The 14,233-nt window shown below is 74.7% G+C and carries 11 protein-coding genes; 10 read left to right on the top strand and 1 reads right to left on the bottom strand.

All coding sequences use genetic code 11. The annotated features are described in order from the left end of the window. Positions 1 to 249 precede the first annotated feature (249 nt). On the top strand, positions 250 to 912 hold the full coding sequence (locus ACZ462_RS11480; protein WP_467805904.1) for a response regulator: 663 nt from the start codon (positions 250 to 252) through the stop codon (positions 910 to 912). A 118-nt stretch (positions 913 to 1,030) separates the two neighbouring features. Here ACZ462_RS11480 and ACZ462_RS11475 read toward each other — a convergent pair whose 3' ends face one another. Continuing rightward, positions 1,031 to 2,638, bottom strand: coding sequence for a protein kinase domain-containing protein (locus ACZ462_RS11475; RefSeq protein WP_467805905.1), 1,608 nt, complete (start codon positions 2,636 to 2,638; stop codon positions 1,031 to 1,033). 232 nt (positions 2,639 to 2,870) lie between these two features. Here ACZ462_RS11475 and ACZ462_RS11470 point away from each other — a divergent pair, with 232 nt between their 5' ends. The 9 genes from ACZ462_RS11470 (at position 2,871) to ACZ462_RS11430 (ending at position 14,212) form a co-directional block, all read left to right on the top strand. After that, on the top strand, positions 2,871 to 4,544 hold the full coding sequence (locus ACZ462_RS11470; RefSeq protein ID WP_467805907.1) for a protein kinase domain-containing protein: 1,674 nt from the start codon (positions 2,871 to 2,873) through the stop codon (positions 4,542 to 4,544). Between the two features lie 180 nt (positions 4,545 to 4,724). Further along, a complete protein-coding gene (locus ACZ462_RS11465) occupies positions 4,725 to 5,648 on the top strand; it encodes a hypothetical protein (protein ID WP_467805908.1) in 924 nt (307 codons plus the stop codon). A gap of 96 nt (positions 5,649 to 5,744) precedes the next feature. Continuing rightward, positions 5,745 to 6,380: a PadR family transcriptional regulator gene (locus tag ACZ462_RS11460; protein ID WP_467805909.1), complete on the top strand. Its 636-nt coding sequence runs from the start codon at positions 5,745 to 5,747 to the stop codon at positions 6,378 to 6,380. A 25-nt stretch (positions 6,381 to 6,405) separates the two neighbouring features. After that, positions 6,406 to 7,155: an ABC transporter ATP-binding protein gene (locus ACZ462_RS11455; RefSeq protein ID WP_467805911.1), complete on the top strand. Its 750-nt coding sequence runs from the start codon at positions 6,406 to 6,408 to the stop codon at positions 7,153 to 7,155. Positions 7,156 to 7,241: 86 nt separating this feature from the next. Continuing rightward, positions 7,242 to 9,968 carry an FtsX-like permease family protein gene (locus tag ACZ462_RS11450; RefSeq protein ID WP_467805975.1) on the top strand — a complete coding sequence of 909 codons (2,727 nt, stop codon included), beginning with the start codon at positions 7,242 to 7,244 and terminating at the stop codon, positions 9,966 to 9,968. A 105-nt stretch (positions 9,969 to 10,073) separates the two neighbouring features. Further along, positions 10,074 to 10,613: a bacterial proteasome activator family protein gene (locus ACZ462_RS11445; RefSeq protein ID WP_467805912.1), complete on the top strand. Its 540-nt coding sequence runs from the start codon at positions 10,074 to 10,076 to the stop codon at positions 10,611 to 10,613. Between the two features lie 307 nt (positions 10,614 to 10,920). Then, complete coding sequence (locus tag ACZ462_RS11440; RefSeq protein ID WP_467805913.1) at positions 10,921 to 11,796, top strand: NTP transferase domain-containing protein; 876 nt, start codon at positions 10,921 to 10,923, stop codon at positions 11,794 to 11,796. Next, complete coding sequence (locus ACZ462_RS11435; RefSeq protein WP_467805914.1) at positions 11,793 to 13,124, top strand: molybdopterin molybdotransferase MoeA; 1,332 nt, start codon at positions 11,793 to 11,795, stop codon at positions 13,122 to 13,124. The genes ACZ462_RS11440 and ACZ462_RS11435 overlap by 4 nt, the downstream gene beginning before the upstream one ends. Further along, positions 13,112 to 14,212, top strand: a complete 1,101-nt coding sequence (locus tag ACZ462_RS11430; RefSeq protein ID WP_467805915.1) for a potassium channel family protein — start codon at positions 13,112 to 13,114, stop codon at positions 14,210 to 14,212. The genes ACZ462_RS11435 and ACZ462_RS11430 overlap by 13 nt, the downstream gene beginning before the upstream one ends. Positions 14,213 to 14,233: the final 21 nt, after the last annotated feature.

The raw sequence follows: 14,233 nt of genomic DNA, 5'->3' as shown, positions 1-14,233 counted from the left end.
GGGGTGGGTGCGCGTCGTGTACGGGATCCGAGCGTGACAGGTGCCCCGGCGACTGCCCTGCGCAATGCACGTTACCCAGTGCGCCGCATAACTGCGAAACCCCGCTGACCTGCGTTTTTGCTTGGATTTCCAAGTAAATCCGGGGTCGCGGGAACAACCACTGGTCACAGCCTTGCAGGGGGCCGGAACAACGGCACGTTATCCCGGGTAACGACCTGGGGGAAGGGGTGAGTGTGTGAAACTGAGTTCGTGCGCGAAGACGGAAAAATCAAGGTATTCCTCCTGGACGACCACGAAGTGGTACGGCGCGGCGTCCACGAGCTCCTGTCGGGGGAGGAGGACATCGAGATCGTCGGAGAGGCCGGCAGCGCAGCCGATGCCCTCGTGCGCATCCCCGCCACCCGGCCCGACGTGGCCGTCCTCGATGTGCGCCTGCCGGACGGCAGCGGGGTGGAGGTCTGCCGGGAGGTCCGCTCGCGGGACGAGGCCGTCAAGTGCCTGATGCTGACCTCCTTCGCCGACGACGAGGCCCTCTTCGACGCGATCATGGCGGGGGCCTCGGGGTATGTCCTGAAGGCCATCCGCGGCAGTGAGCTGCTGGGCGCCGTGCGGGACGTGGCGGCGGGCCGGTCGCTGCTCGACCCGGTGGCGACGGCGCGGGTGCTGGAGCGGCTGCGGGACGGCGGGGGCGGCCGGGGCGACGACCGGCTGGCGAACCTGACCGAGCAGGAGCGCAGGATCCTCGACCTGATCGGCGAGGGCCTGACCAACCGGGCGATCGGCGAGCGGCTGCACCTCGCCGAGAAGACGATCAAAAACTACGTGTCCGGCCTGCTGGCGAAGCTCGGCATGGAGCGCCGGTCGCAGGCCGCCGCTTACGTGGCGCGGCTGAAGGCCGAGCGCCGCGCCTGAGAAGTTTCCGACCGGTAATCACCGGAACGGCGCAATGCACGGGCCCGCCGGCCGAGAAACGGAACTATTTGAACCGTTTCTTGGCCGGCGGGCCCGTGCATGCGTGCCCGGCGGGTGTTCAGCCCGCGTCCTCCTGCTGCGGCTTCGGCGATTCCACCGGCACCGACGGGCTCTTGGACGACGGCGTCACCTTCGAGGGCGACGGCGAGGACGAGGCCGACCTCGACGGGGAGGGCGACGGGCTGGACGACTCCGACTGCGAGGGGCTGGCGCTCGGGGAGTTGCGGGTGCGGCTCGGCGGCGGCGAGAAGTCCTCCGAGGGACGGGAGTTGCCCGAGGTGTCCGTCGAGGGGGCGGCCTGCGAGGACGACGGGCTGTTCTGTGCGCCGCCGGAAGAGCTCTGCACGGTCGCCGGCGAACCGCCGCCCCCGCCGCCCTTCTGGCCGACGGAGCTGACGGCGTACGCCACGCCGCCCGCGATGGCGACGACGGCGAGGACGGCGAACAGCCACAGCTTCCAGCGGCCGCCGCCGCGGTCGTCGTACCGGTCGTAGCCGTCGCGGCCGCCGCCCGCGCCCTGGCCGCCGTGGCCGCGCCCGTGGGTGTCGTAGCCGCCGGGGAAGGCCGCGCCGTCGTCCGGGTTCAGCGGCGGCACCATCGGCTGCTGGAACTGCGAGGTGGTGGCGTGCGCGGGATAGCCCTGCGCGCCGCCCTGGGCCACGGGCATCGCGGTGGTCGGCGCGGCGCCGCCCCGGCCGTGGGGCAGGGCCATGGTGACCGGGCCGGTGTTCCAGGTGCCGGAGCCGGCCCCCTGGTCCTGGAGCATCTGGAGGGCGTACTGGACGAGTCCGCGCATCTCCTCGGCGCTCTGGAACCGGTCGTCCGGGTCCTTGGCGAGGGCGCGCATGACGAGCCCGTCGAGTTCCTGCGGGATGTCGGGGCCGTCGGGCAGCTGCGAGGGCGGCACCGGCGCGTCCTGGACGTGCTGGTAGACCACCGACAGCGGGGTCTCGCCGGTGAAGGGGGGCCGCAGCGCGAGCAGTTCGTAGAGGAGGCAGCCGGTGGCGTACAGGTCGGAGCGGTGGTCGACGGCCTTGCCGAGGGCCTGCTCCGGCGACAGGTACTGCGGGGTGCCCATGACCATGCCGGTCTGCGTCATCGTCGACTGGGCGCCGTGCAGGGCGCGGGCGATGCCGAAGTCCATCACCTTGACGGCGCCGGCACCGGTGATGATGACGTTGGCGGGCTTGATGTCGCGGTGCACGATGCCGTGCTGGTGCGAGTAGGCCAGCGCCTCCAGCACCCCGGAGACGATGATGAGGGCCTGCTCGGGGCCGGGCGGCTCGGCGCTGCTGAGGAGGAGGTCGCGGATGGTGCGGCCCTCGACCAGCTCCATGACGATGTACGGCACCGTTGCGGCGCCGACCTTGTCCTCGCCGGAGTCGTACACGGCGACGACCGCGTGGTGGTTGAGCCCGGCGACCGACTGCGCCTCGCGCGTGAAGCGGGCCTTGGAGACCGGGTCCTCCGCGAGGTCGGCCCGCAGCAGCTTCACCGCGACGGTCCGGCCGAGCCGGACGTCCTCGGCGGCGAACACCTCCGCCATGCCGCCGCGGCCCAGGCGGTGCGTCAGCCGGTAGCGGCCGTCGCCGACCAGGCCGCCGGCGCCCCACTGCTCAGGACCATCTGCCATCCCGGCGCCGCGTTCCTCGGGTTCGGGTGCCATGAATCCTCGCCGTCGTCTCTCTCGGCCGCCGCGCTCAGCGGTAGGTCCTTTTTCGGGTGCTCCGATGAACGCTACAGCCTTGGAACAGGTCGCCGTCCGGACAATGGCTCGCCGTTGCACCGCGGTCACGGAACGGGCACCTGGCTTGACGTGTGCTTGCCCTCCGGCAGACTGGGCCCGACATGCGCTCAGCCAGACGCGTCAGGACACACCCCGAGGGGAAGCAACAGTCATGAGCCAGGACGGCAATCAGGCCCAGTACGCGGGCGGCTCTCTGGCCGGTGGCCGTTACCAGCTAAGGGATTTGCTCGGGGCGGGCGGCATGGCCTCCGTCTACCTGGCGTACGACTCCGCGCTGGACCGGCAGGTCGCCATCAAGACCCTGCACAGCGACCTGGGCCGCGAGCAGTCGTTCCGCGAGCGGTTCCGCCGTGAGGCGCAGGCTGTTGCCAAACTGTCGCACACCAACATCGTCTCGGTCTTCGACACGGGCGAGGGCGAGGTCGCCTTCGCCGACGGCCGGGCCGACGCGCCGGTCATGCCGTACATCGTCATGGAGTACGTGGAGGGCCGCCCGCTCGGCTCGGTGCTGGAGGAGGACGTCCGCCAGTACGGGGCGATGCCCGCCGACAAGGCGCTGAAGGTGACGGCCGACGTGCTGGCCGCGCTGGAGACCAGCCACGAGATGGGCCTGGTCCACCGCGACATCAAGCCCGGCAACGTCATGATGACCAGGCGCGGCGTGGTCAAGGTGATGGACTTCGGCATCGCCCGCGCCATGCAGTCGGGCGTCACGTCGATGACGCAGACCGGCATGGTGGTCGGCACCCCGCAGTACCTGTCTCCGGAGCAGGCGCTGGGCCGCGGCGTCGACGCCCGCTCCGACCTGTACTCGGTCGGCATCATGCTCTTCCAGCTGCTGACGGGCCGGCTGCCGTTCGACGCCGACTCGCCGCTGGCGATCGCCTACGCGCACGTCCAGGAGGAGCCGGTCGCCCCGTCCTCCGTCAACCGGTCCCTCACCCCGGCGATGGACGCCCTTGTGGCGCGGGCGCTGAAGAAGAACCCGAACGAGCGCTTCCCCACCGCCGCCGCGATGCGCGACGAGATCGCGCGGGTGCTGGCGGCCGGGCAGGCCGGCGCCCCGGCCATCGTCCCCGGCGCCCACGCGGGCGGCAGCGGCGCGGGCGTCGGCTCTGCCGTCTTCCCGCCGCTCGACTCGGGCCTCCAGGGCCCGCCGCCCGGGCACGCCGTGCAGCAGCCGTACGCGCCGACGCCGGCGCCCGCCCCGTACGCACCGACGCCGCCGCCGGCGGCGATGGGCCAGGGAGGCTACGCCTACCCGCCGCAGCCGCAGACGGCCCAGCAGTACGCGCCGCACGCCCCGCACACGCCGCCGCCGTTCGCCGGCTCCGGGCAGGCCGCGCCTGCCGCTTCCGGGGCGGGCGGCCGGAAGAACATGCCGGTCGTGGTCGGCGCGATCGCCGTGGCGCTGCTCGCCGTGGGCGGGCTGGTCTACGCGGTCTCCGGCAACGGCGAGCCGGGCAAGAAGGACGACCAGACGAACGCGCAGCCGGCGGGCGGCCAGGCCAGCCCCTCCGGCTCCGCCAAGGCCGGGCACAAGGGCCCGGACACCACGCGCACGATCGACCCGCAGAAGTGCAAGGAGCCGACGAAGCACTACAGCGACGCGACGAAGGTGATCGCGCCGGACTTCCGGTACAAGCACCTGCGCTCGGTGAAGGAGTGCATCCAGGCCGCCGGATGGAAGTACAAGATCGAGAAGCGGGACGAGGCCGTCTACGGCGAGGACACCGTCCTGCAGCAGCTGCCCGAGGCGGGCGGCAAGGTCGACAAGGAGGGGACCGAGTTCACCCTGGTCGTCTCCACCGGGGACCCGCAGTAGGCGCCCCCGGCAGCGGCTGAAGGGCCCGTACGGGGCCCTTCCGGCGACACCGGCATCCCGGGCCCCCCGTATGGGGCGCCCGGGATGCCGCTTTTGCCCCACCATGTGACTCTGGGCGGGACATCTCGGCCTCCTCCCGGGCTCCGCCCAGGGGGACCCTGCGGACGGGAGGCGCTCGCCGTGCACCGACGCCGCACACGGCACTGGGCGGCCGGGGCGGTCCTGGCCGCCGCGGCCGCCGCCTGCGCCCTCCCCGGCACCCCCGGCGCGGCGGCACCGCCCGCGGCGGCGGCCGCGGGCCCGGCGGGACCGGGCCCGGCTGCGGCGCGGCAGGAGGCCGGGCGGGAGGCGGGCGGGAGCGGCGAACCAGGCGACGGGGACGGGCGGGACGGGCAGTACGGACGGGGCGGGCGCGGGAGCCGGGAGGGGCAGGAGGGCCCGGGGGGCGGCGCGGAGGACGGCCGGGCCGGACCGGACCGCAGCCTTCCGGCGGAGCCGGACGACCGCCTGGAGCCGGACGGCCGCGGCGAGACGGACGACCGCCGGGAGCCGGACGGCCGCGGCGAGCCGGACGGCCCGGCTGCGGCGGCCGCGCACGACGAGCCGGTCGGCCGCGGTGAGCCGGCCGGGCCGGACGGGACGGTGCGACGGGACGGGCGCGAGTCCGACGGCGACCGCAACGGCGAAGAGCCCGGCATGCGCGCACAGCTGGCCGGCACCCCAGCCGGCGTGGGCCGGCCGCGGCCCGGGCGCCCCGCGGGGGAGCCGCCGAACCCGCGGGCCGCGCCTGCCTCCCGCCCCCTCCCGCCCGCCCGGCCCGTCCCGCACCACCCGGCCCGGCCGCCCGACGCACCGCAGGCACCCGACGCGCCCGTACGGCCCGAGGCGCCCGTACGGCCCGACGCACCCGTCCCGCCCGACGCACCCGACGCACCCGACGCACCCGACGCACCCGTGCCGCCGACGCCGGTCACGGCACTCGGCACCGGCCGGAACGACCGCGCCGCGGACCTGGCCGCCCATCTCCTGCCGCTCGGCACCGGTTTCGCCCTGATGGGCATCGGCCTGGGCTACCTCGGGGCGCGGCTGCGACGCGGTCTGTGAACCGCCCGCGGGCGGTTCACCGGAGTCCGCCTCCCCCTCGGGGACTACGCCGGACGATGGTTGCGGCCGACAGCATACTCGGTATACATACTCAGTATGTCGATCCGCCACGGACTACTCGCCCTGCTGGATGAGGGACCCCGCTACGGCTCCCAGCTGCGCACCGGCTTCGAATCCCGCACCGGCTCCACCTGGCCGCTCAACGTAGGCCAGGTGTACACGACCCTCGCCCGCCTGGAGCGCGACGGGCTCGTCGCCCCCGGCGGCGAGGACTCCGCCGGCCACACCCTGTACGCCATCACCGAGGCGGGCCGCGCCGAGCTGCGCCTCTGGTACGAGCGCCCCGTCGACCGCACCAGCCCGCCCCGCGACGAGCTGGCCATCAAGCTCGCCATGGCCGTCGGCTCCCCCGGCGTGGACATCCGCGCGGTCATCCAGGCCCAGCGGCACGCCACGGTCAAGGCGATGCAGGACTACACCCGCCTCAAGGCGCAGGCCCTGGCCGCCCTGGAGTCGGGCACCGCCCGCGCACGCGACGACGTGGCCTGGCTGCTCGTCCTCGAACAGCTCATCTTCCAGACCGAGGCGGAGGCCCGCTGGCTCGACCACAGCGAATCCCGGCTCGTACGGCTCTCCCTGACGGCCGACCGGAGAGCCGAGGCGGACCCGCCCCAGGCCGACGACCCCGCCACCGCCCCGAAACCCCGCGCGTCCCACGCCCCGCCGCGCTGACGCCACCACCGTCCCAGGGGGGACCATGCCCGACCCTCACCCGCACACCGCACAACCCGTACTCCAGCTCCGGGAGCTGGTCCGCACGCACGGCACCGGCGCCACCGAGGTGCACGCCCTGCGCGGCGTCGACCTCTCCGTGTACCCCGGCGAACTCGTCGCCGTCATGGGCCCGTCCGGGTCCGGCAAGTCCACGCTGCTCACCCTCGCCGGCGGCCTCGACATGCCGACCAGCGGCCGCGTCCTCGTCGAGGGCACCGACATCACCACCGCAAGCCGCAGGGAACTCGCCGCCCTGCGCCGCCGCAGCATCGGCTACGTCTTCCAGGACTACAACCTGATCCCGGCCCTCACCGCCGCCGAGAACGTCGCCCTGCCCCTCGAACTCGACGGGGTCCCGGCCCGCAGGGCCCGCGGCAGCGCCCTGGCCGCCCTGGACGAGATGGGGCTGCGCGCCACCGCCGACCGGTTCCCCGACGAGATGTCCGGCGGCCAGCAGCAGCGCGTGGCCATCGCCCGCGCCCTGGTCGGCGACCGCCGCCTGGTCCTCGCCGACGAGCCCACCGGCGCCCTCGACTCCGAGACCGGCGAATCCGTCCTCGCCCTGCTCCGGGCGCGCTGCGACGCCGGCGCGGCCGGCATCCTCGTCACCCACGAACCGCGGTTCGCCGCCTGGGCCGACCGCGTGGTCTTCCTGCGCGACGGCAACGTCGTCGACTCCACACTGCGCAGCCACGCCGAGTCGCTGCTGCCGGGGCAGGCGGGCGGCCGGTGAAGGCGTACCACTCCTGGGTCGCGGCCCTCCGCATAGCCCGGCGCGACGCCTGGCGCGCCAAGGGCCGCAGCTTCCTCGTCCTCGCGATGATCGCCCTGCCGATCATCGGTGTCAGCGCCGCGGACGTCACCCTGCGCAGCTCGCAGCTCTCACCCGCCGAGGAGGTCAGCCGCAGGGTCGGCGCCGCCGACGCCCTGCTGTCCTCCACCGGCATGGCCTCGGCCGTCTACCAGCGTCCCGACGGCAGCGGCTACGCGCCCGCCATCGACCGCATGGCCCAGAACCAGAACCCCCCGGAGGCCGGGCCGGACCACGCGAAGTCCGCGGTGCCCGCCGGCGCCGAGACCCTGAAGATCAGCACCAGCCACGCCAAGGTCCGCACCCGGTACGGGCTGCGGCAGACCGACCTGCGCGAGGTCGACCTGGCCAGCCCCCTGGTCAAGGGCCTGATCACCATCAACCGCGGGCGGGCGCCCGAGGAGGCCGGCGAGGTCGTCGCCACCGACGCTTTCCTCGAGGCCTCCGGGCTCTTCGTGGGCTCCCAGTTCACGCCCCGCGGCTCCGCCACGTGGTACCGGATCGTCGGCGCGTACGAGCTCCCCTCCGACCTGCACACGGTCGAGATCACCGCCCCGCCCGGCACCCTGCTCGCCCCGCTCGACAAGGAGCTGCGGGCTGCCGGGGTGCCCGGGGTGGTCGCGTCCGACTCCTACCTGGTGAAGACCGGGCCGGGCGGTTTCACGTGGAACATGGTCAAGGAGGCCAACGCCAAGGGCGTGCTGGTCCGCTCCCGGGCCGTCGCCCTCGACCCGCCCGCGCGCTCCGACGTGCCCTTCTTCACACAGATGGACAGCATGGGCGAGCGCGACTTCGGGTCGCTGCCGGCCAGCGAGACGGCCATCCTCGCCACGGTCGTCGGCCTCGCCATGCTGGAGATCTGCCTGCTCGCCGGGCCCGCCTTCGCGGTGGGCGCCCGCCGCTCGCGCCGCCAGCTCGGCCTCGTCGGCGCCAACGGCGGCGACCGGCGCCACATCCGCGCCATCGTCCTTTCCGGGGGCCTCGTCATCGGCGCCGCGGCCGCCGTCGTCGGCACCACCGCCGGCATCCTCCTCACCGTGGCGCTGCGGCCGCTGCTGGAGGAGCGCATCGGCGTCCGCTTCGGCAGCTTCGACCTCCGGCCGCTGGAGCTCCTCGGCATCGCCCTGCTCGCCGTCCTCACCGGCCTGCTCGCGGCCGTCGTCCCCGCGATCAGCGCCTCCCGGGAGACCGTCCTGTCCTCGCTGACGGGGCGGCGCGGCATCCGCCGGGCCAACCGCGTGCTGCCGCTCGCCGGGCTCGCGGCCGTAGCCCTCGGCGCGGCCATCGCCCTCTACGGCGCGACCGCCGACGCGGGCGCCACCGTCGTCGCCGGCGGAAGCGCCCTCGCCGAACTCGGCGTCGTCGCCCTCACCCCCGTCCTGGTGGGGCTGTTCGGCCGGATCGGGCGGTGGCTGCCGCTCTCGCCGCGGCTCGCCCTGCGCGACGCCGTGCGCAACCGGGGCCGCACCGCACCCGCCGTGGCCGCCGTGCTCGCCGCCGTCGCCGGCACCGTCGCGCTGGCCACGTACCAGCAGAGCAGCGAGGCGCAGGCCCGCGCCGCGTACGTCGCCCAACTGCCGGCCGGCTCCGGCAAGGTGGAGCTGAACGAGAACGGGCACGAGCAGTCCATGGGGGCAGTCCGCCAGGCCCTGAGCCGGGAACTCCCCATCGCCGTGCGGGCGGACGTGGACCGCGTGCAGGTCGGCGCGCCCGGCTGCGAGCGGATCACGGGCCCCGGCGAATGCGGCCGCGCCCAGCTCATCCGGCCGAAGGACCAGCGCTGCCCGCTCTGGGAGGCCTCGGACCGCGAGTTCACCGCGGCGCAGGTCAAGGAGCTGCGCCGGGACTGGCGGTGCGCCGTCTCGCGGCACGGCTCCATGTACGACCTGGTCGTCGCCGACGAGAAGCTGCTGACCGCGCTCGCCGTGACCGACCCGGGCACCGTCGCCGCACTGAAGTCCGGCAAGGCCGTCTCCTTCGAGCCGCGCGACGTCAAGGACGGCAAGGCCACCGTCCGGCTCATCACCTCCGAGGCCGAGCGCGATTTCACCGGCGAGGGCGAACCGCCCGGCGAGGAGAAGGTGTTCGCCGTGCACCGGGCGCCCGAGGGCACCCACGGCTACGGCGTCTCCCTGGTCCTGCCGCCGTCCGCCGTGAAGGCCGCCGGGCTCACCACCCAGCCGTTCGCCTCCTACTTCACGCTGGACGGGAAGCCCACCGAACGGCAGCGGCAGCAGTTCGCCGCGGAGATCGACCGGATCGGCGTGGAGGCGCCCCTCGTCATCGAGTCCGGCTTCCAGCGCGAGGACACCACGGCCGTGCTCGCGCTGACCGTCTTCGCCGGACTCGTCACCATCGGCGCCGCGGGCATCGCGACCGGCCTCGCCCAGACCGACGCCGAAGCCGACCTGAAGACGCTCTCCGCGGTCGGCGCGCCCCCGCGGGTGCGGCGCACCCTCAGCGGCTTCCAGTGCGGCGTGGTGGCGCTCATGGGCGTCGTCCTGGGCACCGCCTCCGGCATCCTCCCCGCGGTCGGGCTGCGGCTCGCCCAGCGGCGCGAGATCGCGGAGATGGCGGCGGCCTCCGGACTCGACGGCGACGTGCCGTTCGTGCCGATCGTGCTGCCGTGGGACACCTTCGCGGCGCTCCTCGTCCTGGTCCCGCTGGGCGCGGCACTGCTCGCTGCCGCCGTGACCCGGTCCGCGAGCGGGATCGCCCGGCGCGCCGCCGGCTGAGCCCCGTCCGCAGGCGCCGCACGGCCGGTGCCCCCGTACAGGGTGGATCACGCCCGTACGGGGGCACACCGTGTGCGTACGCAGGTGTGCGAGACAATGGCCGGCATGGAGATGCCGAGGAGTGAACGGTCGCAGGACAGTCCCCCGCACGTCCTGATCGTGGGACAGGACGGGATGGCGGTCGGCGGCGCCGATGACGAGTCGCGCGAGGTCCCGGTGACGGAGATGGTCGAACAGCCCGCCAAGGTCATGCGGATCGGCAGCATGATCAAGCAACTTCTGGAAGAAGTGCGCGCCGCACCTCTGGACGAGGCCAGCCGGGTCCGTCTGAAGGACATCCATGCGGCGTCGGTGAAGGAGTTGGAGGACGGACTGGCTCCGGAGCTCGTCGAGGAACTGGAGCGCCTCTCCCTGCCGTTCACCGAGGAGACGGTGCCCTCCGAGGCGGAACTGCGCATCGCGCAGGCGCAGTTGGTGGGCTGGCTGGAAGGCCTCTTCCACGGCATCCAGACCGCCCTGTTCGCGCAGCAGATGGCCGCGCGCGCCCAGTTGGAGCAGATGCGCCGCGCGCTCCCGGCCGGCGCCCCGCACGACGAGGAGGGCGACGGACCGCACGGCGCGATCCGCTCGGGCCCCTACCTCTAGTAGTGCTGTGGCCGGGAAGGTTTGCCGGGTCGCGGTGTCCGGTGCGGTGCATCGCAAGGCGGAGGAGCGCGGCGCAACTGGGCGTACGAGCGCGGTCCGACAAGGCCGCGAGGCGCTGTGCCGGGCGCCGTGGTGAACCTTTGCGGTCACAGCACTGGCACCGCGAGGGGTCGGCGGCGGCCGCCGCGCCGCCGCCCGCGCCGTGCCGGCCTGCGCGGACCCGTGACGGTGCCGGCCGGGGCGGTCCCGAGCGGGCCGGGCAAGTGCGGCTCCCGGCGCGGCACATGGTCCGCGCATACTCGTGGGCATGAGCTACGACGCGATCGTCCTCGCCGGCGGCGCCGCGCGGCGCCTCGGCGGAGCGGACAAGCCCGGTCTGCGCGTGGGCGGCCGCACGCTGCTCGACCGCGTCCTCGACGCCTGCGCCGACGCCGCGGCCACCGTGGTGGTCGGCGGCCGCCGGCCCACGGCCCGCCCCGTCTCCTGGGCCCTGGAGAGCCCGCCCGGAGGCGGCCCCGTCGCCGCACTCGACGCAGGGCTGCGGCGCACCACCGCCGACACGGTCCTCGTCCTCTCCGCCGACCTCCCCTTCCTCGACCGCGGCACGGTCCGCGCCCTCCTCGACCGCCTCGCCCCGCCCGCCGGCGCGGAGGGCGCCCTGCTGCGCGACCGCGCCGGGCGGGACCAGCCGCTCGTCGCCGCGTACCGGGCGGAGCCGCTGCGCCGCGAGATCGCCCTCCTGGCCGCCGAGCACGGCACCCTCACCGGGCTGCCGCTGCGCGCGCTGACCGCCGAACTGGAGCTGGACCACGTGGCGGATACTGGACCACTCGCCTCGTTCGACTGCGACACCTGGGACGATCTCGCATCCGCCCGCGCCACGATCAGGGAGCATGGGAACGTGCTGGACCAATGGATCACCGCCGCCAAGGCCGAGCTCGGCATCGACATCGACGTCGACACCAAGGCCCTGCTCGACCTCGCCCGGGACGCCGCCCACGGCGTCGCCCGGCCCGCCGCCCCCCTGACGACCTTCCTCGTCGGCTACGCGGCGGCGCGCGCCGAGGCCGCGGGGGCCGACCCGGCCGCCGCCCTGGCCGACGCGACCCGCAAGGCCGCCGCGCTCGCGCAGCGCTGGGCCGCCGAGGCCGGGGCCGGGGAGAACGGGACGGCCCCGCAATGACCCCCACGGGCTCCCCCGCGGACTCCGACCACGCCATGCGGGCACTCGACGAGGCGCTGGCCCTGGTCAACCCCGTCCCCGCCGGCTCCGGCAGCTCCGGGTCCGGCGGAGGCGGCGGGCACCGGGCCGCGGCCTGGCCGCAGGCCCGCGACACCGCCGCCCGCGCCGGAGCCGGCATCCGGCCGCGCACCCGCCGCGTCCCGCTCGCGGACGCACTCGGCGAGGTCCTCGCCGCTCCCCTGGACGCCCTCACGGACCTGCCGTCCTTCGACACCTCCGCCATGGACGGGTGGGCCGTCGCCGGCCCCGGCCCCTGGACCGTCCGCGCCGACGGCGGCGTGCTCGCCGGCTCCGGGCGGCCCGAGCCCCTCGCCGACGGCGAGGCCGTGCGGATCGCCACCGGCGCCCGGATCCCCGCCGACACCACCGCCGTCCTCCGCAGCGAGCACTCCCGCGAGGCCGGCGGGCAGCTCCACGCCGACCGGCCCGTCACCACCGGCCAGGACATCCGCCCCCGCGGCCAGGAGTGCCGCTCCGGCGACCTGCTGCTGCCGGCCGGCTCCCTGGTCACCCCCGCCGTCCTCGGGCTCGCCGCGGCCGCAGGGTACGACGAGCTCGTCACCCGCCCCCGCCCCCGCGTCGAGGTCCTGGTCCTCGGTGACGAACTGCTCACCGAGGGCCGCCCGCGCGACGGCCTGATCCGCGACGCCCTCGGCCCCATGCTCGGCCCCTGGCTGGACCGGCTCGGTGCCGAGGTCGCCGCCACCCGCCGGATCGGGGACGACGACGCCGGCGCCGAAGCGCTGCTGGAGGCCGTCACCGGCTCCGGGGCCGACGTCGTCATCACCACCGGCGGCACCGCCTCCGGCCCCGTCGACCACGTCCACCCCGTCCTGCGCCGGGCCGGCGCCGAGATGCTCGTCGACGGGGTCGCTGTACGCCCCGGCCACCCCATGCTGCTGGCCCGCCTCGGCGGCCCCGCCGACGGCCGGCACGTGGTCGGCCTGCCCGGCAACCCGCTCGCCGCCGTCTCCGGCCTGCTGACCCTCGCCGAGCCGCTGCTGCGCGCCCTGGCGGGCCGCCGCCCGCGGCCCCGCTACGGGGCCCCCGTCCAGGGCGACGTGCCGGGGCACCCGTACGACACCCGCCTGGTCCCGGTGCGGCTGACCGACGAGCACGCCGTGCCGCTGCGCTACAACGGGCCCGCCATGCTGCGCGGCATCGCCACGGCCGACGCGCTGGCCGTCGTACCGCCGCACGGTGCGCGGGCGGGACAGGAGCTGGAGATCCTCGACCTGCCGTGGGTCTCGGGAGGATGTTTCACGTGAAACTGCACGGCCAGGACGCCATGGCGCGGGCGGCAGACGAAAAACTCGTCTCACGCCGCATCAAACTGCCGCGGCGGGTGGTGGAGAAGCCGCTCCGTCAGGTAGCCAAGCGGCTGCTGATGGCGCTGTGCGTCCTGCTCCTGACGGTGTTGATCGTCTGGCTCGACCGGGACGGCTACCACGACAACGCCGACGAGACGGTCGACCTGCTCGACTGCTTCTACTACGCGACGGTGACCCTGTCCACGACGGGCTACGGCGACATCGTCCCGCAGAGCGACGGCGCCCGCCTGATCAACATCCTGCTGATCACACCGCTGCGCGTGCTCTTCCTGATCATCCTGGTGGGAACCACCCTGGAAGTGCTCACCGAGCGCACCAGGGAAGAGTGGCGGCTGAGCCGCTGGAGGAAAAACTTGCGCGAGCACACCGTCGTGGTCGGCTTCGGCACCAAGGGCCGCTCGGCCCTCCAGACGCTGCTGGCCACCGGCCTCCAGAAGGAGCAGGTCGTCATCGTCGACCCCAGCTCCAAGGTCATCGACACCGCCAACTCCGACGGCTTCACCGGCGTGGTGGGCGACGCGACCCGGTCCGACGTCCTGCTGCGCGCCGAACTCCAGAAGGCGCGCCAGGTCATCATCGCCACCCAGCGCGACGACACCGCGGTCCTGGTCACGCTGACGGCCCGCCAGCTGAACCGCGGCGCGAAGATCGTCGCCGCGGTCCGCGAGGAGGAGAACGCGCCGCTGCTGCGGCAGTCGGGCGCCGACGCGGTCATCACCAGCGCGAGCGCGGCCGGCCGGCTCCTCGGGCTGTCGGTCCTCAGCCCCAGCTCCGGCGAGGTGATGGAGGACCTCATCCAGCAGGGCACCGGCCTGGACCTGGTCGAGCGGCCCGTGAAGAAGTCCGAGGTCGGCAAGGGGGTGCGGGAGACCGAGGACCTGGTGGTCAGCGTCCTGCGCGGGCACCGGCTGCTGCCGTACACCGACCCGCACGCCAGCCCCCTCCAGCTGACCGACCGGCTGATCACCATCGTGCGCGCCGCCCCGCCGGCCCAGCCCCCGATCAACCGCGGCCAGGCCGACTGAGCACCGCTGCGCGGACCGCCC

The sequence above is a fragment of the Streptomyces sp. NPDC031121 genome, from assembly GCF_055570615.1.
Note: the sequence above shows the minus strand (reverse complement) of the source record. Positions and strands in the feature narration are given on the sequence as shown.

What these genes read in the sequence shown, in the direction of transcription:
- ACZ462_RS11460 (WP_467805909.1), top strand. Translation starts at nt 5,745, where the DNA reads ATGTCGATCCGCCACGGACTACTCGCCCTGCTGGATGAGGGACCCCGC.
- ACZ462_RS11450 (WP_467805975.1), top strand. Translation starts at nt 7,242, where the DNA reads ATGATCGCCCTGCCGATCATCGGTGTCAGCGCCGCGGACGTCACCCTG.
- ACZ462_RS11435 (WP_467805914.1), top strand. Translation starts at nt 11,793, where the DNA reads ATGACCCCCACGGGCTCCCCCGCGGACTCCGACCACGCCATGCGGGCA.
- ACZ462_RS11475 (WP_467805905.1), bottom strand. Translation starts at nt 2,638, where the DNA reads ATGGCACCCGAACCCGAGGAACGCGGCGCCGGGATGGCAGATGGTCCT.
- ACZ462_RS11470 (WP_467805907.1), top strand. Translation starts at nt 2,871, where the DNA reads ATGAGCCAGGACGGCAATCAGGCCCAGTACGCGGGCGGCTCTCTGGCC.
- ACZ462_RS11455 (WP_467805911.1), top strand. Translation starts at nt 6,406, where the DNA reads ATGCCCGACCCTCACCCGCACACCGCACAACCCGTACTCCAGCTCCGG.
- ACZ462_RS11430 (WP_467805915.1), top strand. Translation starts at nt 13,112, where the DNA reads ATGTTTCACGTGAAACTGCACGGCCAGGACGCCATGGCGCGGGCGGCA.
- ACZ462_RS11445 (WP_467805912.1), top strand. Translation starts at nt 10,074, where the DNA reads ATGGAGATGCCGAGGAGTGAACGGTCGCAGGACAGTCCCCCGCACGTC.
- ACZ462_RS11440 (WP_467805913.1), top strand. Translation starts at nt 10,921, where the DNA reads ATGAGCTACGACGCGATCGTCCTCGCCGGCGGCGCCGCGCGGCGCCTC.